General features: G+C 67.9%; 19 protein-coding genes. 14 read left to right on the top strand and 5 right to left on the bottom strand.

Annotated features, from left to right (window positions below; genetic code table 11):
- Positions 1–60 precede the first annotated feature (60 nt).
- The 4 genes from BLT64_RS09965 to BLT64_RS26815 all read left to right on the top strand — a co-directional run bounded on the left by BLT64_RS09965 (position 61) and on the right by BLT64_RS26815 (position 3,324).
- Positions 61–1,002, top strand: coding sequence for a Bug family tripartite tricarboxylate transporter substrate binding protein (locus BLT64_RS09965; protein WP_011746655.1), 942 nt, complete (start codon positions 61–63; stop codon positions 1,000–1,002).
- Positions 999–1,493 (top strand): tripartite tricarboxylate transporter TctB family protein, encoded by a 495-nt coding sequence (locus BLT64_RS09960; protein ID WP_011746654.1) that lies wholly within the window; start codon positions 999–1,001, stop codon positions 1,491–1,493. The genes BLT64_RS09965 and BLT64_RS09960 overlap by 4 nt, the downstream gene beginning before the upstream one ends.
- Positions 1,494–1,496: 3 nt before the next feature.
- Positions 1,497–3,014, top strand: a complete 1,518-nt coding sequence (locus BLT64_RS09955; RefSeq protein WP_011746653.1) for a tripartite tricarboxylate transporter permease — start codon at positions 1,497–1,499, stop codon at positions 3,012–3,014.
- Positions 3,015–3,168: 154 nt separating this feature from the next.
- Positions 3,169–3,324: a hypothetical protein gene (locus BLT64_RS26815; RefSeq protein ID WP_164901601.1), complete on the top strand. Its 156-nt coding sequence runs from the start codon at positions 3,169–3,171 to the stop codon at positions 3,322–3,324.
- A 99-nt stretch (positions 3,325–3,423) separates the two neighbouring features.
- On the opposite strand, the gene BLT64_RS09950 is transcribed toward BLT64_RS26815, so the two are convergent.
- On the bottom strand, positions 3,424–3,687 hold the full coding sequence (locus BLT64_RS09950) for a DUF1127 domain-containing protein (protein ID WP_041529718.1): 264 nt from the start codon (positions 3,685–3,687) through the stop codon (positions 3,424–3,426).
- Between the two features lie 104 nt (positions 3,688–3,791).
- Here BLT64_RS09950 and BLT64_RS09945 point away from each other — a divergent pair, with 104 nt between their 5' ends.
- On the top strand, positions 3,792–4,676 hold the full coding sequence (locus tag BLT64_RS09945) for a LysR substrate-binding domain-containing protein (protein WP_011746651.1): 885 nt from the start codon (positions 3,792–3,794) through the stop codon (positions 4,674–4,676).
- Here the strand turns inward: BLT64_RS09945 and BLT64_RS09940 are convergent.
- On the bottom strand, positions 4,673–5,113 hold the full coding sequence (locus BLT64_RS09940; protein ID WP_074810440.1) for a PACE efflux transporter: 441 nt from the start codon (positions 5,111–5,113) through the stop codon (positions 4,673–4,675). The two genes, BLT64_RS09945 and BLT64_RS09940, sit on opposite strands and share 4 nt — an antisense overlap.
- Before the next feature lie 93 nt (positions 5,114–5,206).
- Between BLT64_RS09940 and BLT64_RS09935 the strand changes: the two genes are divergently transcribed.
- A complete protein-coding gene (locus BLT64_RS09935) occupies positions 5,207–6,100 on the top strand; it encodes a LysR family transcriptional regulator (protein ID WP_011746649.1) in 894 nt (297 codons plus the stop codon).
- 14 nt (positions 6,101–6,114) lie between these two features.
- On the opposite strand, the gene selA is transcribed toward BLT64_RS09935, so the two are convergent.
- Complete coding sequence (gene selA / locus BLT64_RS09930; protein WP_011746648.1) at positions 6,115–7,515, bottom strand: L-seryl-tRNA(Sec) selenium transferase; 1,401 nt, start codon at positions 7,513–7,515, stop codon at positions 6,115–6,117.
- A 215-nt stretch (positions 7,516–7,730) separates the two neighbouring features.
- On the opposite strand from selA, the gene BLT64_RS09925 reads away from it, so the two are divergent.
- The 5 genes from BLT64_RS09925 (at position 7,731) to BLT64_RS09905 (ending at position 13,359) form a co-directional block, all read left to right on the top strand.
- Positions 7,731–8,636, top strand: a complete 906-nt coding sequence (locus tag BLT64_RS09925) for a siderophore ABC transporter substrate-binding protein (RefSeq protein ID WP_011746647.1) — start codon at positions 7,731–7,733, stop codon at positions 8,634–8,636.
- A gap of 1 nt (position 8,637) precedes the next feature.
- Complete coding sequence (locus BLT64_RS09920; RefSeq protein ID WP_011746646.1) at positions 8,638–9,594, top strand: ABC transporter permease; 957 nt, start codon at positions 8,638–8,640, stop codon at positions 9,592–9,594.
- The gene (locus BLT64_RS09915) at positions 9,584–10,543 is read left to right on the top strand and encodes an iron chelate uptake ABC transporter family permease subunit (protein WP_011746645.1); all 960 of its coding nucleotides are present in this window, start codon (positions 9,584–9,586) and stop codon (positions 10,541–10,543) included. Before BLT64_RS09920 ends, BLT64_RS09915 begins: the two co-directional genes overlap by 11 nt.
- Positions 10,540–11,298, top strand: coding sequence for an iron ABC transporter ATP-binding protein (locus BLT64_RS09910; RefSeq protein WP_011746644.1), 759 nt, complete (start codon positions 10,540–10,542; stop codon positions 11,296–11,298). Before BLT64_RS09915 ends, BLT64_RS09910 begins: the two co-directional genes overlap by 4 nt.
- A 102-nt stretch (positions 11,299–11,400) precedes the next feature.
- On the top strand, positions 11,401–13,359 hold the full coding sequence (locus BLT64_RS09905) for a TonB-dependent receptor plug domain-containing protein (protein WP_011746643.1): 1,959 nt from the start codon (positions 11,401–11,403) through the stop codon (positions 13,357–13,359).
- Positions 13,360–13,390: 31 nt separating this feature from the next.
- On the opposite strand, the gene BLT64_RS09900 is transcribed toward BLT64_RS09905, so the two are convergent.
- Entirely contained in the window at positions 13,391–13,867 is a 477-nt protein-coding gene (locus BLT64_RS09900; RefSeq protein ID WP_011746642.1) for a MarR family winged helix-turn-helix transcriptional regulator, read from the bottom strand.
- 46 nt (positions 13,868–13,913) lie between these two features.
- Entirely contained in the window at positions 13,914–14,219 is a 306-nt protein-coding gene (locus BLT64_RS09895) for a hypothetical protein (protein WP_128492973.1), read from the bottom strand.
- Between the two features lie 224 nt (positions 14,220–14,443).
- Here BLT64_RS09895 and BLT64_RS27615 point away from each other — a divergent pair, with 224 nt between their 5' ends.
- From BLT64_RS27615 to BLT64_RS09880, 3 genes are all read left to right on the top strand, one after another.
- Positions 14,444–16,213, top strand: a complete 1,770-nt coding sequence (locus BLT64_RS27615) for a Hint domain-containing protein (RefSeq protein ID WP_011746641.1) — start codon at positions 14,444–14,446, stop codon at positions 16,211–16,213.
- A gap of 627 nt (positions 16,214–16,840) precedes the next feature.
- Complete coding sequence (locus BLT64_RS09885; protein WP_041529715.1) at positions 16,841–17,146, top strand: hypothetical protein; 306 nt, start codon at positions 16,841–16,843, stop codon at positions 17,144–17,146.
- 157 nt (positions 17,147–17,303) lie between these two features.
- Positions 17,304–18,500 carry a winged helix-turn-helix domain-containing protein gene (locus BLT64_RS09880; RefSeq protein WP_011746639.1) on the top strand — a complete coding sequence of 399 codons (1,197 nt, stop codon included), beginning with the start codon at positions 17,304–17,306 and terminating at the stop codon, positions 18,498–18,500.
- The last annotated feature ends 11 nt before the right edge of the window (positions 18,501–18,511 follow it).

Raw genomic sequence — 18,511 nt, 5'->3', positions numbered from 1 at the left:
GCCAGAAAATACGGATAACGGGACCGGCGCACATGCGTCCGGCCGATGCGGAGGAAGACCATGAAGCAATTCGTTCTCGCCAGCCTGTTCGCGGCCGCCACGGCCCTGCCGGCCATGGCCGATTACACCATCATCGCCCCGGCCAATCCCGGCGGCGGCTGGGACCAGACCGCGCGCACCATGCAGGCCGTGATGCAAGAGGAAGGCATCTCGAAATCGGTGCAGGTCCAGAACGTGCCCGGCGCCGGCGGCACCATCGGGCTGGCGCAGTTCGCCAGCCAGAACAAGGGCAATCCCGACGCGCTGATCGTCGGCGGCTATGTCATGGTCGGCGCCATCCTGACCAACAACTCGCCCGTCTCGCTCAAGGACGTGACGCCCATCGCGCGGCTGACCGGCGAATACGAGGCGATCGTGGTCCCCGCCGCCTCGCCCATCCAGGACGTCGCCGGGCTGATCGAGGCGCTGAAGGCCGATCCGGGCGCGGTCAGCTGGGCCGGCGGCTCGGCCGGCGGCACCGACCATATCGCCGTGGGCCTGATCGCCAAGGCGGCGGGCGTCGATCCGACCAAGATCAACTACATCGCCTATTCCGGCGGCGGCGAGGCGCTGGCGGCGATCCTGGGCAACCAGGTGACGGCCGGCATTTCCTCGCTGGGCGAGTTTGAGGCCCAGATCCAGGCCGGCACCTTGCGCCTCCTGGCCGTGACCGCGCCCGAGCGGCTGGAGGGCGTCGATGCGCCGACCCTGCAAGAGGCCGGGCTGGACGTGGTGCTGGAGAACTGGCGCATGGTCGCCGCGGCGCCGGGCCTGTCGGACGAGCAGAAGGCCAAGGTCACCGCCGATATCGAAAAGATGGCCAAGTCGGAGAACTGGCAAAAGCAGCTCTCGGACAAGGGCTGGATGGACACCTACCTCGCCGGTCCCGAATTCGAGGCCCAGCTTGAACAGGACGTGACCTCGACCGAGGCGATCCTCAAGGACATCGGTCTGGTGAAATGAGCGTCAGCCGCTATGAACCGCCGCGCCGCCGGGATACGGCGGCGCTGATCATCGCCGCCGGGCTGGTGGTGATCGGCGGCGTGATGCTGTGGGACAGCGCACGCCTTGCCGATCTGGGCGGCTATTCCGGCGTCGGCCCCGCCAGCGTGCCGCGCGTCGTCGGCTTCGCGCTGATGGGCCTTGCGGTCTGGACCGCCGTCGAGGCGCTGCGCGGCGATTTCCCCCAGCGGGCGCCGCAGAACGCCCTGCCGGTCCTGTGGATCGTGGCGGGTCTGGCGGCGCAACTGATGCTGCTGCATGTCGCGGGCTTTTCCATCGCGACCGGCATCCTCTTCGCCTTTACCGCGCGGGCCTTCGGCAAGCGCAACCTGGCGACGACCATCCCCATCGGCATCGTCGTTTCCTTCGTGGTCTGGGCGATCTTCTCGCAACTTCTGATGCTGCACCTGCCCGCCGGGCCGCTTGAGCATCTGATCTTTCCGCGGGGCTGAGCCATGAGCGCATTCGAATTCCTGATGCAGGGGCTTGGCACCGCCGCCGACCCGATGATGCTGCTTTACGCGCTGATCGGCGTGACGCTGGGCACCGCCGTCGGCGTCCTGCCCGGCATCGGCCCGGCGCTGACCGTGGCGCTTTTGCTGCCCGTCACCTACCGGCTGGACCCGGCCGGCTCGCTCATCATGTTCGCCGGCATCTATTACGGCGGCATGTATGGCGGCTCGACCACCTCGATCCTGCTGAACACGCCGGGCGAAAGCGCCTCGATCATCACCGCGCTGGAAGGCAACAAGATGGCCCGCAAGGGCCGCGGCGGCCCCGCGCTGGCCACGGCCGCCATCGGCTCGTTCATCGCCGGCCTGATCGCGACGCTGCTTCTGGCCTTCCTCGCGCCCAGCATCGTCAAGCTGGCGCTGGTCTTCGGCCCGCGCGAATATTTCGCGCTGATGGTGCTGGCCTTCGTCACCGTCTCGGCCGCGTTCGGCGATTCGGCCCTGCGCGGGCTGACCTCGCTGTTCCTGGGCCTGGCGCTGGCCTGCGTCGGCATCGACCAGCTCACCGGGCAGGCGCGGTTGTCCTTCGGGGTGCCCGAGCTGCTGGACGGGATCGAGGTCACCACCATGGCCGTCGCAATGTTCGCCGTGGGCGAGGCGCTGTTCATCGCCGGCCAGCGCGTGCAGGTCGACGACGAGGTGACGGCCGTCAAGGGCTCGATCTGGATGAACCGCCGCGACTGGGCGCGGTCGTGGAAGCCCTGGCTGCGCGGCACGTTCATCGGCTTTCCCATCGGCGCCATGCCGGCGGGCGGGGCCGAGATCGGCACCTTCCTGTCCTATGCGACCGAAAAGAAGCTGACCAAGCACCCCGAGGAATTCGGCAACGGCGCCATCGAAGGCGTCGCCGGTCCCGAGGCCGCGAACAATGCCAGTGCCGCCGGCACGCTGGTGCCCCTGCTGACGCTGGGCCTGCCGACCTCGGCCACGGCGGCGATCATGCTGGCCGGTTTCCAGCAGTTCGGGCTGCAACCGGGCCCGCTGCTTTTCGCCACCAACCCGACGCTGGTCTGGGGGCTGATCGCCTCGCTGCTGATCGCGAACGCGATGCTGCTGGTGCTGAACCTGCCGATGATCGGGCTGTGGGTAAAGCTGCTGACGGTGCCGAAACCTTGGCTCTATGCCGGCATCCTGCTGTTCGCGACGCTGGGCACCATCGGCGCCAATCCCTCGGCCTTCGAGCTGGGAATGTTGCTGGCCTTCGGCGTGCTGGGCTATGTGATGCGGCTTTTCGGCTATCCCATCGCGCCTATCGTCGTCGGCCTGATCCTTGGCCCGATGGCCGAGCAACAGTTGCGGCGGGCGCTGGCGATCAGCCAGGGCGACTGGACGACGCTGGTGCAATCGCCCATCGCCGCCACGCTCCTGGGGATCGCCGCGCTGGCGCTGATCGTGCCGCTGATCCTGCGCGCCCGCGGCAAGGGCGAGGTTCTGAGCCAGCTTGCCGGCGACGAGGACTGATCAAGAAAATACAAGCCCCGGCCTGGAACGGCCGGGGCTTGTCATGTGCTGGCGGCATGGCCGCCTTGCCCTTTTGCCGCGTTGCGGCAAGGTCCGGCAGCCCCCATCTGTCTGTCATCGAAAACCTCGATGAATCGTACAGACAGGCAGAAAAATGCACCGCGCCTTCCATTCCATCGCATCGGCCCTTTCGACCTTGCGGGCCGCCATTGCCGTCGCCTCGGCGACGGAAGCGCATCGCCACCCCGCCGCCGCCGACCTGCGCCGCCTGGGTATCGACGCGACGAAATTCAACGCGATCCACCTCTGATCCGCCCGTCGTTCCGGTGCTGACCGCACTGGAACCAACCCATCCCCAGTCCATCCGCTTGCCTCGCGCCCGTCGCTTAGGGACGCGCGGCAGGGCGGTTTACCACAGGTGACGGCGCAGCGCGTCGCCTTCCTGCAAGGGGGCGGTCCCGGCTTCGCTGCGCATGTCGGCAACGCCGATGTCGCGCAGCAGATGCGACGGCAGATCGGCCAGCGCCTTGCGCGTCGCGGGATGGTCCAGCGCGGCCATCCGGTCGGCGCAAGGCGATAGGCTGGGCTTATCGCGACGCAGCACACCGAAAAGCAACCGGGCCAGGCCCGGCAGGAAGGGACGCTGGCGCTCGCATACGGAATTATCGGACATTTTTGCCCTCCTTTCGGTGATCATGGTTGATCCATGACCCGATCATGCTAGGTTTCCGCGGCATTGACCAACAAAGCCTCGGCAAGCACCCATAAGGCAAGCTTATGTCCATTCCTCCGCTTGCCGCCCTGCGCGCCTTCGAGGCGGTGGCGCGGCATCTGAGCTTTACCCGCGCTGCCGAGGAACTGGGCATGACCCAGGCCGCCGTCAGCTATCAGATTCGCCTGCTGGAGGAACGGCTGGCCACGCCGCTGTTCCTGCGCAAGCCGCGCGGGATCGTGCTGACCGAGACGGGGGCGCTGTTCGCCCGGCCGACCATCGACGCCTTCGACATGCTGCGCGAGGCCTATGCCGACCCGTCGGCGGATTCGGTCTCGACGCTGTCGATCTCGACCGTGCCGACCTTTGCCGGGGCGTGGCTGTCGCCGCGGCTGGGCAAGTTCCAGATGAACCATCCCAACCTGGCCGTCCGGCTGGAAACCAGCGACAACCTGGTCGATTTCGGGCGCGAGGACATCACCGTCGCGATCCGCGCCGGCGAGGGCGGCTGGCCGGGGGTCGAGGAACATTGCCTGATGCCCATCGAATACACGCCCATGCTGTCGCCCGAGCTGGCGAAAAAGCACGAGTTGCGCGAGCCGGCCGACCTGCTGAACCTGCCGCTGCTGGATCGGGTGGACCCGAACTGGGCGGTCTGGATGCGCGAGGCGGGGGTGGATTTCTGGGAATCCCCGCCCCGGCCGGGCCTGACGCTCTCGACCGACCTGCACGAAGCGCGGGCGGCGCTGGAAGGTTACGGCGTGGCGCTGCTGACGCCGCGCTTCTTTCGCTTCGAGCTGGCGACGGGCAGCCTGATCCAGCCCTTTCCGCTGGTGGCGCAGAACGGCCGCAGCTTCTGGCTGGTCTATCCCAAGGGCCGCCGCAACCGTCCCGCGATCCGCAAGTTCCGCGCCTTCCTGCTGGACGAGATCGCCCGCGATCCGGGCTAGGCCGGCTGCCCGCGCGGCATTTCGGGCAGCGGGAACACCCGGTCATAGATCACGTTGAAGACGAAATTGTAGACCAGGTAGAAGGCCACGATGAACAGGTCCAGCAGCAGCGTCTGCCACAGCGTCATGCCCAGATACCAGGCCATCGGCGGCAAGAGCATGACCAGCAGGCCGAATTCGAACAGCACGGTATGCAGCAGCCGGTGATGCACCGCCTTGTGGACATGCCCGACCCAGCGCCGCATGGCGTGGTCGAAGCCCAGGTTGAAGACAAAGGTCCAGACCGTGGCCAGCGTCGCCGCCCCGACCCCCACCACGCCCATGTCGAGCATCGGCTTGTCGTAAAGCCAGGCGGCTGCCGGGGTGGTGATCGCAAGGCCGATGATCTCGAACATCAGCGCATGCCGCACCCGGTCGGGGAAACTGCGCATCGTCATATTCCGAATCTTTCCGTTGTTTCGTGTTGCGCCGTTTCTATCTTGATTCTCTGCAAGGCAAAGTTAGCTTCCATCTGAAAACAAGATGGATCGATGACCGTATCGCTGGACCAGTTGGAAGCTTTCGTCGCCGCCGCAGAACATGGCTCGTTCTCGGCCGCCGGTCGGGCGTTGCGCAAGGCGCAGTCCGCGATCAGCACCCAGGTCTCGAATCTGGAAGACGACCTGGGCGTGCTCCTGTTCAGCCGCAAGGGGCGCAATCCCGTGCTGACCCCGGCGGGCGAGCGGCTGCTGGCCGAGGCCAAGGTGGTGCTGGATCGCCGCGAGCACCTGATCGGCGTCGCCGCCAGCTTCGAGGCTCATGTCGAGCATCGGCTGGTCGTCGCCATCGACGAGCTTTACCCCGAACAGCCCCTGGGCACGCTTTTCGCCGATTTCGCCGCGAACTTCCCGCATGTCGAGCTGGAGCTGCTGTTTCCGATGATGGAGGATGTCAGCCGGCTGGTGCTGGACGGCAAGGCCGATATCGGCGTGATGTGGCGGCAGGAGATCCTGCCGACCGAGATCGCCTTTCACACGCTGGGCTGGGTGCCGCTGAAGCTGGTCTGCGGCAAGGACCACCCGCTGGCCAATACGGTTGTCGATTGGGAGGAACTCAAGCGCCACCGCCAGCTGATGGTCGCGGTGCGCAGCGAGGGGCCGGAAAAGCAGCGGCTGCGCACGGCGGCCGAGGTATGGTGGGTCGAAAGCCACTGGGTGATCCTGCAAATGGTGCGACAGGGAATCGGCTGGGCATTGGTGCCCGACCATATCATCGAGGATTCTCCGGTTCGGGACGATCTGGTCACGCCGCCGCTGCAATTCGACGGCGCCGACTGGCCGGTGGCGCTGGAACTGGTCTGGCACAAGCAGCGGCCCAGCGGCCCGGCCGCGCGCTGGCTGCGCCAACGCTTTGCCGCCATGCGGATCAGCGGCCTGCCGGGCTGAAGCCAGGGCTAGGGTCACGCCGGGCCGGCAAGCGCCAGCCGGTCGAGCTGGGCCAGGAAGGGCGTCTCGTCCTCAAGGCAGCGCAGGTCCAGCAGAAACTCCCCCTTGTGCACCCGGCCGATCACCGGCAGCGGCAGGTCGCGGAACGCCTGCGCGATGCGCGAGACCGGGACGGCGCCAGTTTCGGCAAAACCCAAGCCCGCGCTTGGCAGCAGGTCGACCGGCTGCGCGCCGCTGCCGATCTGGCTGAGGCAGTCGACGACCCGGACCTCGGCCAGCCCCGACAGCGCGGCGTGGACCGGCGGGCAAAGCCGCTCGGCCAGCGCGCGGATCTCGTCCTGCGGCCGGGTCAGCAGGCGCAGGGTCGGGATCTCGGCGCGCGCGCGTTCGGGATCGCCATGGCTTTGCAGCGTCTCGGCCAGCGCGGCCAGGATGATCTTGTCCACCCGCAGCGCCCGTTTCAGCGGATTGGCCCGCATCCGGTCCACCAGCGCGCGCGAGCCGGCGATGATGCCGCATTGCGGCCCGCCCAGCAGCTTGTCGCCGCTGAAGGTCACCGCATCGGCACCGTCGCGGATCGCCTGCCGCGCCGTCGGCTCGGGCGGCAGGCCGAAGGCGTCGAGGTCAAGCAGCGAACCGCTGCCCAGGTCGATCAGCAAGGGAATGCCGTGGCGCCGGGCCAGCGCCGCCAGATCGGCCTGCGGCACCTCGGCGGTAAAGCCCTCGATGGCGTAATTGCTGGCATGGACCTTCATGAAAGCGGCGGTGTCCTCGTTCACCGCATTGGCAAAGTCGCGCAGATGCGTGCGGTTGGTGGTGCCGACCTCGTGCAGGCGGCAGCCGGCCCGGGCCATCACGTCGGGCACGCGGAAGGCGCCGCCGATCTCGACCAGTTCCCCGCGCGAGACGACGACCTCGCGCCCCAAGGCCAGCGTGTTCAGCATCAGCATCACTGCGGCGGCATTGTTGTTCACCACCGTTGCCGCCTCGGCGCCGGTCAGCCGGCAGATCAGCGCCTCGACATGGCTGTCGCGGTCGCCGCGCGTGCCACGCTCAAGATCGTATTCCAGGTTCGTGGCGCTGATCATGGCCCGGAAGGCCGCCTCGGCGGCCCGCCGCGACAAGAGCGCGCGGCCCAGATTGGTGTGGTTGACCGTGCCGGTCAGGTTCAGCACCGGCCGCAGCGAGGGCCGAGCCTGCGCGGCCAGCCGCTCGGCGCATTCGTCCAGCACGCCCTCGCCCGCCGCCCTCTCGCCCGCCGCCCTGTCGCCGCGGCCCGCCGCCATGCGCCGGTCCTGCAACAGCCTGCGCAGCATCCCGACCACATTGTCGCGCCCGTGATGCGCGATCAGTTCCCGCGCCTCGGCCTGGCGCAAAAGCCTGTCGATCGAGGGAAGGGTGCTGCGGGGGTCCATGGATCCTTCGGAATGGCGGCGGTTGCTCGGGGGGCCATCTGCCGGAAACGCGTTTTTCGCCCCTGCGGGCCAGCTTGGGTTTTGCGCCCCGCCCTGTCAATCCGGTGACCCGGATGCCCGTGGCCGGCCGACAATCCCGATAAAAACCCATGGTCAATCTTGACCCCATCCCCGGCGGGCCTTTACCTGCGCCCGACGATCCGCAGGAGGCAGGCATGTTTGTCAAATTGATCGCTTGGGCCGCAACGGCGCTGACGCTGGCGGGCCCGGCGCTGGCCGAGCCGATGACCATCGCCCATTCCCAAGGCGAGACGGTGTTGCCGGCACCGCCCTCCAAGGTGCTGGTCCTGGACATCAACGCGCTGGACATCGCCCATGCCATGGGGGCCGAGCCTGCCGGGGTGCTGGGCAGCAACCTGCCGGATTACCTGCAGGAATACGCCGCCGACCGGCCGAAGATGGGCACGATCTTCGAGCCGGACTACGAATCCATCGCCGCCTCGGGCGCCGATCTGATGATCGTCGGCACCCGCACCGCACCAGCCTATGCAGAGATGTCCCGGATCCTGCCGACGGTCGACCTGAGCCTTGGCGACGACCTGTTCGCTTCGGTCAGGGAAAATGTCGAGACGGTCGGCCGGATCTTCGGCAAGCCCGCAAAGGCGGCCGAGATGGTCGCGGCGCTGGACGCCAAGATCGCGCATCTGAAAGATATCGCCCCCGGTGCCGGGACCGCGCTGATCCTGGTCACCAACGGCGGCAAGCTGGGCGCCTATGGGCCGAAATCGCGGGTGGGCTGGGTCCATACCCAACTGGGCTTCGCCACCGTCGCGCCGGATATCGACGACCGTTTCCACGGCGGCGACGTGATCTCGTTCGAATACATCCTGGAGCGCGACCCCGACTGGATCTTCGTCATCGACCGCGATGCCGGCGTGGGCGAGGCGGGCGCGGGTGCCCGCGCCGCACTGGACAATCCGCTGATGGCGCGGACCCAGGCGGTGCGGAACGGGCATGTCGTCCATCTGGACCCCCATGCCGCCTATATCGCCTTTGGCGGCTATACCGCGCTGAACCGGCTGCTGGACCAGTTGACCGAGGCGCTGGCCGCGACGTCCTGACATGACCCGGCTGGCGGCAGCGGTGCTGGTGACGGCAGGGCTTGCCCTGGCAAGCCTGTTCGTCGGCGTATCGAATGTCAGCCTGCGGGGCATCCTGGCCGGGCAGGAACTCGACTGGCTGGTGCTGGTCGAAAGCCGGCTGCCGCGCATGCTGGCCCTGTTGCTGTCAGGCGCCTCGATGGCGATCGCCGGGCTGCTGACGCAGATCGTGATCCGCAACCGCTTCGTCGAGCCGGCCAATACCGGGACGATGGAATCCGCGGGGCTGGGCCTGCTGGTGATGACGCTGGTCGCGCCGGGCGCGCCGGTCATCGCCAAGATGGCCGCCGGCGCGGGCTTTGCCATGGCGGGCACGGCGCTGTTTCTGGCCATCCTGCGCCGGGTGCCGCTGCGCGATCCGATGCTGGTGCCGCTGGTCGGCATCCTGCTGAGCGGGGTGATCTATGCCGGCACCGCCTTCGTCGCCTATCGCTTCGACCTGATCCAGACCGTGTTGGCCTGGACGCAGGGCGACCTGTCGGGCGTGCTGCGGGGTCGCTATGAGCTCTTGTGGCTGGGCGCGACCCTGGCCGCCGTCGCCTGGCTGGCCGCCGACCGCTTCACGGTCGCGGGGCTGGGCCGGGACATCGCCAGTTCGCTGGGGCTGGCGCATGGGCGGGTGGTGGCGCTGGGACTGACCATCGTCTCGCTGGTGACGGCGGTCGTGGTGGTGACGGTGGGGATGATCCCATTCCTCGGCCTGATCGTGCCGAACATCGTCAGCCTTGCCCTGGGCGACAACATGCGCCGGGCGGTGCCCTGGGTCGCGGTCTCGGGCGCGGCGCTGGTCCTGGCCTGCGACATCCTGGGCCGGGTGATCCGCGCGCCCTACGAGGTGCCCTTGGGCACGGTGCTGGGCGTGCTGGGCAGCGCCGTGTTCCTGGTCCTGATCCTGCGGAGCCGCGACCGTGCCGCATGAGCGTCGCGCAAGGCTGGCCCTGCTGGTCCTGGCCCTGCTGGCCCTGAGCGCGATCCTCGCCTTCATGACGCTGGGCGCGCGCGGCAACTGGGGCTTCGTGCTGCCGTTTCGCGGCAAGAAGCTTTTGGGCCTGCTGCTGGTCGGCCACGCCGTCGCCTGCTCGACGGTGCTGTTCCAGACCGTGACCGCGAACCGCATCCTGACCCCGGCGATCATGGGGTTCGATTCGCTGTTCGTGCTGTGCAGCACGGTGCTGATGGCTCTGTTCGGCTCGACCATGGTGGCGGGGCTGGACCCACGGCTGGTCTTTGCCGGCAACGTCCTGCTGATGGTCGGGGCCTCGATGGCGCTTTACCTGTGGCTTTTCGGCGGCGAGGAACGCAGCCTGCACCGCCTGCTGCTGATCGGCGTGGTCTTTGGCATCTTCCTGCGCATGCTGGCGGAATTCGTCCAGCGCATGCTGGACCCGAACGAGTTCATGGTGCTGTCGGACATGCTGTTCGCCAGTTTCGGCACCATTCCCGCAACACTGCTGGGCATCGCCAGCGCCATGGTCGCGGGCGTGACGCTGTGGCTGATGCCGCGCCTGTCGCGGCTGGACGTGATCGCGCTTGGCCGGCCGGTGGCGGTGAACCTGGGCATCCGCTGGCGGGCCGAGGTGCTGGCGGTCCTGGCGGCGGTCTCGGTGCTGGTCGCGGTCTCGGCGGCGCTGGTCGGGCCGGTGCTGTTCTTCGGCCTGATCGCGGCCAGCCTGGCGCATCTGGCGGTCGGGCAATCGGCGCATCGCTACCTGCTGCCCGCCGCCTCGCTGATCGGCGTCACCATGCTGGTCGGCGGCCAGACCGTGCTGGAGCGGGTCTTTGCCTTCAATACCGCGCTTGGCATCATCGTCGAATTCGCCGGGGGCATCACCTTCATCGCGCTATTGATCGGAAAGGGCCGCCGATGATCGAGGTCAGCAGCCTCTGCAAAAGCTACGGCGCGGCGCCGGTGCTGCACGATGTGTCGCTGAGCCTGCCAAGGGGCGGCGTCACCTCGCTGATCGGCCCGAACGGGGCGGGGAAATCCACGCTGCTGTCGCTGATCGCCCGGCTGATCGTGCCGGATTCCGGCAGCGTGACGGTGGACGGGCTGGACGTGACCCGCACGCCCGGGCCGGTGCTGGCGCGGCGGCTGGCGATCCTGCGGCAGGAAAACCACCTCGTCGCCCGGCTGACGGTGCGCGAACTGGTGGGCTTCGGCCGTTTTCCGCATTCCGGCGGCCGGCTGACGGCCGAGGACCGCGCCGCCATCGACCGGGCGCTGGACTATCTGGAACTGGCCCCGTTGGCCGACCGCTTCATCGACCAGCTGTCGGGCGGGCAGCGGCAGCGCGCCTTCGTCGCCATGGTTCTGGCGCAGGACACCGATTACCTGCTGCTGGACGAGCCGCTGAACAACCTGGACATGAAGCACGCGCAGGCGATGATGCGGCTGCTGGCCAGCGCCGCGCACGACCTGGGCAAGACGGTGATCGTGGTGCTGCACGACATCAACTTCGCCTCCTGCCATTCCGACCGCATCGTCGCCATGCGGCAGGGCCGCATCTTCGCCGCCGGCACGCCAGCGGAAATCGTCACCCCCGACCTTCTGGGCGAGCTTTACGAGATGCAGATCGCCGTGCGCGAGATCGACGGCCAACGGATCGCGCTTTTCTACGGCTGACCCCAAACATGCAGTTGCATGTTTAGGCTGGAATCGTTATCCGGCAATGGAAAAGCCAAGGCCCCGCGCCTCAGCCAGCCTTCCCCGGAACGGAGCTTGCTAATGGCCGCACCCTTCACCCCCCGCCTGATCCTTGTTGCCGGCGCCGCCGCGGCGCTGGCCCTGCCCGCCTTGGCCCAAGAGACCGTGGTCCTGCTGGACCCGATCACCCTCCGCGCGCTGGACGCCGACGGTAGCGCCGCCGACCGCGGCGCCAGCCAGTATGTCGCGGCGGCCGAGTTGGAGCGGGCCCGGATGGGCGACCTGAAGGACCTGTTCACCGGCATCGCCTCGGTCTCGGTCGGGGGCGCGATCCCGGTGGCGCAAAAGATCTTCATCAACGGCGTGGACATGCTGAACCTGTCGGTGACGGTGGACGGGGTCGAGCAGAACAACCGCGCCTTCCACCATGTCAGCGCCAATGCCATCGACCCCGGCCTGCTGAAATTCGTCCGCGTCGATGCCGGCGTGGCGGCGGCGGATGCCGGCCCGCATGCCGTGGCCGGCGCGGTGGTGATGGAAACGGTAGACGCCGCCGACATCCTCGAGGACGGGCGCAGCTTCGGCGGCAATGTCCGCCTGTCCTATGGCGACAACGGCCGGACCTTCGGCCGCGCGGCGACGCTGGCCGGACAGATGGGCGGTTTCGAATGGCTGGGCTATCTGAAATCGGCGACCGGCGACGACTACCAGGCCGGGGGCGGCCAGACGATCAGGGGCTCGGCCGCCGACCTGCAAAGCGTGCTGCTGAAGCTGGCCCATGAGACGCCCGGAGGCCATCGGATCGAGCTTTCCGGCCAGCGGCTGCGCGACGATACGCTGCGCCCCTATCGCGCCAATATCGGCCATATCGAGGGCGGCGCCCCCCTGCCCGAACTGCGCCGCTATGACACCACCCGCAGCAGTTGGTCGCTGTCCTACGAGAACACGCAGGCTGGCGGGCTGTGGGATCCGAGATTCGTCATCGGCCGCTCGGAAAGCCGGGTGCATGTCGACCAGCCGACCGTGATGCCGCCCTATGTCAGCAAGGGCGACAGCGACACTTTCTCGGCCAAGCTGGAAAACCGCTTTCACCTGTCCGACGCCAACAGCGTGACGGCGGGGATCGACTGGTATGACCGTTCCAGCACCTACAGCGATCCTTTCGGCGGGCTGGACGAGAACGCCCGCAATATCGGCCTTTACGCCCAGGCCCGGCTGGAGCCGGTCGAGCGGCTGGACCTGTCCTTTGGCCTGCGCTGGGACCGGCAGGACTTTACCGGCACCAGCGGTTGGAAGGACACCAACTCCGGCTTCAGCGGCAATGCCTCTCTCGCCTATGGCCTGACCGATGCGCTGGTGCTGCGCGCCGGGGCCTCGACCGTCTTCGGCGGCATCGCCATCGAGGACAACTACATCTTCAACGGCGCCTGGGACTACGACACGCTGCGGCCGGCGCGGGCGCGCAACTATACGCTGGGCTTCGACTACGAGGCGGGCGACCTGCGGCTGGATGGCGAGTTGTTCCTGACCCAGGTGGACAATGCCCGCGGCGGCACCTATCGCGGCATCGAGAATTTCGACTTTGAAAGCCGGGGCTACAATCTCGGCCTGGGCTATGGCTGGAACGGCGGCTATCTGCGGGCCAGCATTTCGGACAGCCGGGTCAGCGTGAACGGCAACCCCGCCTCCAGCTACGAGGCGCTGGATTTCGGCGCGCCGCTGGGCCGGGTGTTTTCCATCGAGGCGCAGCACACGCCCCAGGGCAGCGCCTTCACCTATGGCGGCAGCATCGAGGCCGCGGCGAAATACGACCGGATCGAGGGCGACTCCGACCGCACCATCCCCGGCTATGCGGTGCTGAACCTGTTTGCGGAATATGCGCCGGAGCAGGTCGAGGCGCTGGTGCTGCGGGCCGAGGTGGCGAACCTCTTCGACAAGGATTACGCCGACCGCGCCACCTATGGCGGCGACTACGCCACCGTCACCCCGCTACGCGAACCGGGGCGCACCTTCTCGCTGGTGGCGACGAAGCGGTTCTGACGCGGCAGACGAGCACGGGCCCCCTGGCCGATCAGCGGTAAAGCCGGTTCAGGGTCCGCACCAGATCATAGGCCTCGTCCGTGGTCAGGGCGGGGGCAAGGGCGGACTGGATCCGCTCGACATAGATCTGCCAGATCCGCGCGTGCAGGCCCCTGCCCGCCTCGGCGATGTAAAGGATCTGGCCGCGCCCGGCACCCCCAGCCGCGGCGCGCCGGATCAGCCCCGCCTTCTCGATCCGCGCGACATGGCGCGACAGCGCATATTGCGGCACGAACAGCCGCCGCTGCAGCACCTGCATCTGCACGCCGTCCTCGCCCGCCTCTTCGGTGGCCAGCAGGATCTCATACCAGATCGGATCGGGGACGCCGATCTCGCGCAGCGCCTTCTCGATCTGCGGCATCAAGGTGCGGTGGATGCGCAGGATGGCGAAGAATACGCGGTTATAGGCGATCCGCGGATCGGCGTCGCCGAATTGCGGCTGGGCGGTCTGGGCTTGGTGCGTGGTCATGGCGATCGGGACGGGCTCATGCAGGAATGGCGTCGGCTGCCCCTGCCTAGTCGAGAACGCAGTCCCATGCCAACCGCTGTTGCGGCATCGCCTTGGCGGCCGCGCATATCGCGCAGGTTGCAGCCGGCCATCGGAGCCCGACATGCCAGCCTTGCGGCGCCCCGGCATCCGGGAATTCGGCGTAAGGCAGGTCAAGGCGAAATTCCGCAGCTTTTTCGCGATCGGAAGCATCCATCGCCGCCTGCCGACATTTCATGACGCGCGAACTGCAGGAGCCGATGCTGTCATTCTGCGGTTCATGACAATCAATCGGCAGTTCAAGATATTTCAGCCTCTCGGAATGGCGATCCAAGGCATCGCGCTGGGATGCGGAAAAGGCATCCGATAGCCGGATTCGCATCGGAAGATGGTGCGCGCGAGGTGCCTTACTTCACCAGAATGGTCCTAACGGAGAGCCGCTGTGTTTAAATTCGTCAATTGTTTAAAAGTTATAGCAAATAATGGGCATCTGCCCGCCCTCCCTCTCCGTCGGACCCGCACCAGGGTAAGCGAACAGGTTCGCACGGGTGAAGACAGATGACGGACCCGACCAACAACCAACCGCTGAATACCGCAGCCATGGCCTTTTCCTCGTCCGCGCAGCCGGACGGCATCGTGGACGGCACCGATGGCGACGACTACATGGTCCCCGGCTATGTCGACCATCAGGGCGATGTGGTCGACGGCGCTGACGGTGTGAACGACTGGATCAACGCCGGCGCCGGCAACGACACCGTGAATGGCGGCGCGGGAAACGACACCATCGAGGGTGGCGAGGGCGACGACCTGCTGCGCGGCAATGCCGGGCACGATATCATCCGGGGCGACGCGGGCAACGACACGATCAACGGCGATGCCGGAAACGACACCATTGAGGGCGGCGAGGGCGATGACCTGCTGCGCGGCGATGCCGGAGACGATGTCCTGCGTGGCGGCGAAGGCAACGATACGTTCAACGGCGGCATCGGAAACGACACCATCGAGGGCGAAGAGGGCGACGATCTTCTGCGCGGCGACGACGGGGACGATCTCCTGCTGGGCGGCGTGGGCAGCGATACGCTCAACGGCGGCTTGGGCAACGACACCCTTGACGGCGGCGACGACGACGACCTGCTGCGCGGCGACGACGGGAACGACCTCCTGCTGGGCGGCGCGGGCAACGACACGCTCAACGGCGGCAACGGCGACGACACCCTGGAGGGCGGCGAGGGCGACGACCTGCTGCGCGGCGATGCCGGGCACGACCTTTTGCAGGGCGGCGACGGCAACGACACGCTTGAGGGCGGGCAGGGAAATGACGTCCTGGAAGGCGGGGACGGCGACGACTCGCTGATCGGCGGCCCCGGCGCGGACACGATGACCGGCGGGGCGGGGAACGACCGCTTCGTGGTCAGTGGCGGCGGCGACCTGATCACCGATTTCGACGCGGTGACCGGCATCGGCGACGGACAGTCCGACAACAACGATTTCGTCGATCTGAACGCTTTCTACAACGGCACCACGCTGGCGGCCTGGAACGCCGCCAATCCGCATCAGACCTACGCCTCGCCGGAAAGCTGGATGCAGGCGGACCAGGCCGATGGCGTGCTTGATGCCGTCGGGGGCCTGCGCATTCAGGACGGGACCGGCAATTCGGTCCTGGGCAGCCAGCTGACCACGGAAAATACCGGCGTGCTCTGCTTTCTGCGGGGCACCCTGATCAAGACCGCGGATGGCGAGGTTCCCGTCGAGCAGCTGGAACCGGGCACCAAGGTGATGACGCTGGACCATGGCTGCAAGGCGCTGCGCTGGATCGGCAAGCGCGTGCTCTCGGCCGAGGAACTGGCGGCCCAGCCCAAGCTGCGGCCGATCCGCATCCGCGCCGAGGCCCTGGGCGAGCGCCTGCCCGAGCGCGACCTGATCGTCTCGCCCCAGCACCGGGTGCTGCTGCGCTCGGTCGTGGCGCGGCGGATGGTCGGCGAGGCCGAGGTCCTGCTGGCCGCGCGCCATCTGATCGGGCTGGACGGCATCGAGGTGGTCGAGGACATGCAGGAGGTGGAATACTGGCACTTCATGTTCGACCGGCATGAGGTGGTGTTTTCGAACGGCGCCCCCACCGAAAGCCTGTTCACCGGCCCCGAGGCGATGAAGGCGCTTGGCCCCGAGGCCCGGCACGAGATCCTTACGCTGTTCCCCCAATTGGCGCAGCCCGAGCCGCAGCAACCCGCCGCAGCGCGGCTGCTGATGCGCGGCCGGCAGGGGCGGCATCTGGTGCAACGCCTGGTCGCCAACGGCAAACAGCCCTTCAACTGGGGAAAAGTGGGCTGATGGCGGCCGGGACGATATGCCGGGTTGGCCGGGCGGAACATTGGTGACGCCGGCCGAACGGTCCTGGCGGCGGCAGAGGCAGCGCCGCCGGGGCCGGCTCTTGCCCGGGGCGGCAATTCCCTCTTGCCGCCCCGGACGAGAGCCGGCAGCGCCGTCATCTGCACCACCGCCCGGGATCGGTTGCACCAAGCCGGCCCGGCGGGATGCGGCGCCTTATGACGGGAACGGTTGCAGGCGCATGGCTGCCCGCAAAGCCGATACGGAGCCCAAGGCGATCATGCCCGCAGGACATCGCCGCCCAGATCCGCGGCAATGGCACCATGATCCTCGGGGCAATCCTTGCGCATGGGAAGCATTCTCCATGAGCCGCCATCCGACGATCATGCCGAGAGCATCGGCATTCCCGGCCATCCTCGCCCCATGCGCCGGGGATGCTCCTGGCACCGACCGGGTGGGCCTTTGCACGCTCGATGCCTGCGGGACGGGGACGAAGGCCAGGCCGGTCCCGACCGCACCACCCCGCCGAGGCATGGGTGGCGCGCAGAAGCGCGGCCGCTTCGCGATGCCCTGCGGTTTCCGCCTGCGCCATTCCGGCGCCGTCCTCCCTTTCACCAAAAGAGCCGAACCATGCTGAAGAAACTCACGCCGGATAGCGTTTCCCGATCCGACAGGGATCAAGACCGCGGCTTCCCCCTTGGGATCGTCGTCCTTGCGTCCTTGGCGGCGGTCGCGGCGACGGCTCTGGCCTGGCTGATGGGCTGGGGGCTGCCGTGGCTTGTCGCGACCTATTGCCTGACCGGCTCGGTGGCCCTGCTGGGGCTTGCCTGGCACAAGGCCAGCCGGCCCGACAGCGAGGAGCGATACGAAAACGCGGATGCGGCGGAAACCGGCCATGCGCCGCGTCGAGCGGCCGTGAGCGGCCGGCCCCGGTAGCGCCTCGCCTTTTCCCACCCACAGGATACAGAATCGCCGGGGCGGCGCGGCTTCGCGCTGCACCTGATGCCCCCGCTTGGCAGCCGGCATCGCATTGGCCATCCTTCATCGCCTGCTGCTATGACAGGCTGACAGACGCGACGAACAGGTTTCGACGATGGCCCGCCCCCTGCTGACGAACCGCGATGCCCGCCGGTTGTTTCTGGACCGGCACTTGCTGCTGCGCCCCGGCGCGGGTCCGGGCAAGGGCGCGGATCTGGAGAATGTGCTGTCCGGCCTTGGCTTCGTGCAGGTGGACAGCGTGAACACGCTGGCCCGCGCGCATGACCTGATCCTGTGGTCGCGGCGCGGGCAATACCGCCCGCAGGGGCTGGAGAGCCTGATCGCCCGCCACCGCGCCGGTTTCGAGCATTGGACCCATGACGCCGCCGTCATCCCGATGCGCTTTTACCCGATGTGGCGGCTGAAATTCGCCCGGGACGAGGCGCATATGCAGCGCCGCTGGCCGAAATGGCGGCGCGAGGGCTGGGATGCGGAATTCGACAGCGTGCTGCGGCACATCGCCGATCACGGCCCGGCCAGTTCGTCGGATCTGGGCGGCGACGAGCCCAAGGGCTCTGGCGGCTGGTGGGACTGGCACCCGTCCAAGACCGCGCTGGAATACCTGTGGCGCTCGGGCCGGCTGGCGATCTGCCATCGCTCGGGCTTTCGCAAGGTCTATGACCTGGCCGAGCGGGTGATCCCGGCCGAGCACCTGAATGCACGGCTGGACGACGCCGAGATCATCGACTGGGCCATGACGGCGGCGCTGGAGCGGCTGGGCTTCGCCACCAGCGGCGAATTGGCCGGTTTCTTCGCCATCGCCAGCCGCGACGAGGCGAAGCTGTGGTGCAGCGAGGCGCTGGCGGCGGGCCGGATCGTGGAAATCGACGTGGAAATGGCCGATGGCTCGGTGCGGCGCAGCTTCTCGGCCCCGGCGCTGCTGGACCTGGTCCCCGCGCTGCCCGATCCGTCCTCGCGCATCCGCCTGCTCTCGCCCTTCGATCCGGCCTTGCGCGACCGGGCGCGGGCCGAGCGGCTGTTCGGTTTCCGCTATCGCATCGAGATCTTCGTGCCCGCCGAGCGGCGGCAATACGGCTATTACGTCTTTCCGGTCATGCAGGGCGACCGGCTGGTCGGGCGGGTGGATACCAAGCGCGAGGATGGCGCGCTGGCCGTCCGCGCCTTCTGGCCCGAGCCGGGGGTGCGCATGGGCCAGGGCCGCGTTACAGCACTGGCGGCCGAGTTCCAGCGCATCGCGCCGCTGGCCGGGGTGGACGAGATCCGCCATGCGCCGGACTGGCTGCGGGCCTGAGCGACGCGCCA

This window comes from Paracoccus denitrificans, assembly GCF_900100045.1.
Classification (GTDB): Bacteria; Pseudomonadota; Alphaproteobacteria; order Rhodobacterales; family Rhodobacteraceae; genus Paracoccus; species Paracoccus denitrificans.
Note: the sequence above shows the minus strand (reverse complement) of the source record. Positions and strands in the feature narration are given on the sequence as shown.

Coding starts and splice junctions, on each gene's coding strand:
- BLT64_RS09965 (WP_011746655.1), top strand. CDS start 61: ATGAAGCAATTCGTTCTCGCCAGCCTGTTCGCGGCCGCCACGGCCCTG.
- BLT64_RS09960 (WP_011746654.1), top strand. CDS start 999: ATGAGCGTCAGCCGCTATGAACCGCCGCGCCGCCGGGATACGGCGGCG.
- BLT64_RS09955 (WP_011746653.1), top strand. CDS start 1,497: ATGAGCGCATTCGAATTCCTGATGCAGGGGCTTGGCACCGCCGCCGAC.
- BLT64_RS26815 (WP_164901601.1), top strand. CDS start 3,169: ATGCACCGCGCCTTCCATTCCATCGCATCGGCCCTTTCGACCTTGCGG.
- BLT64_RS09950 (WP_041529718.1), bottom strand. CDS start 3,687: ATGTCCGATAATTCCGTATGCGAGCGCCAGCGTCCCTTCCTGCCGGGC.
- BLT64_RS09945 (WP_011746651.1), top strand. CDS start 3,792: ATGTCCATTCCTCCGCTTGCCGCCCTGCGCGCCTTCGAGGCGGTGGCG.
- BLT64_RS09940 (WP_074810440.1), bottom strand. CDS start 5,113: ATGACGATGCGCAGTTTCCCCGACCGGGTGCGGCATGCGCTGATGTTC.
- BLT64_RS09935 (WP_011746649.1), top strand. CDS start 5,207: ATGACCGTATCGCTGGACCAGTTGGAAGCTTTCGTCGCCGCCGCAGAA.
- selA (WP_011746648.1), bottom strand. CDS start 7,515: ATGGACCCCCGCAGCACCCTTCCCTCGATCGACAGGCTTTTGCGCCAG.
- BLT64_RS09925 (WP_011746647.1), top strand. CDS start 7,731: ATGTTTGTCAAATTGATCGCTTGGGCCGCAACGGCGCTGACGCTGGCG.
- BLT64_RS09920 (WP_011746646.1), top strand. CDS start 8,638: ATGACCCGGCTGGCGGCAGCGGTGCTGGTGACGGCAGGGCTTGCCCTG.
- BLT64_RS09910 (WP_011746644.1), top strand. CDS start 10,540: ATGATCGAGGTCAGCAGCCTCTGCAAAAGCTACGGCGCGGCGCCGGTG.
- BLT64_RS09905 (WP_011746643.1), top strand. CDS start 11,401: ATGGCCGCACCCTTCACCCCCCGCCTGATCCTTGTTGCCGGCGCCGCC.
- BLT64_RS09900 (WP_011746642.1), bottom strand. CDS start 13,867: ATGACCACGCACCAAGCCCAGACCGCCCAGCCGCAATTCGGCGACGCC.
- BLT64_RS27615 (WP_011746641.1), top strand. CDS start 14,444: ATGACGGACCCGACCAACAACCAACCGCTGAATACCGCAGCCATGGCC.
- BLT64_RS09885 (WP_041529715.1), top strand. CDS start 16,841: ATGCTGAAGAAACTCACGCCGGATAGCGTTTCCCGATCCGACAGGGAT.
- BLT64_RS09880 (WP_011746639.1), top strand. CDS start 17,304: ATGGCCCGCCCCCTGCTGACGAACCGCGATGCCCGCCGGTTGTTTCTG.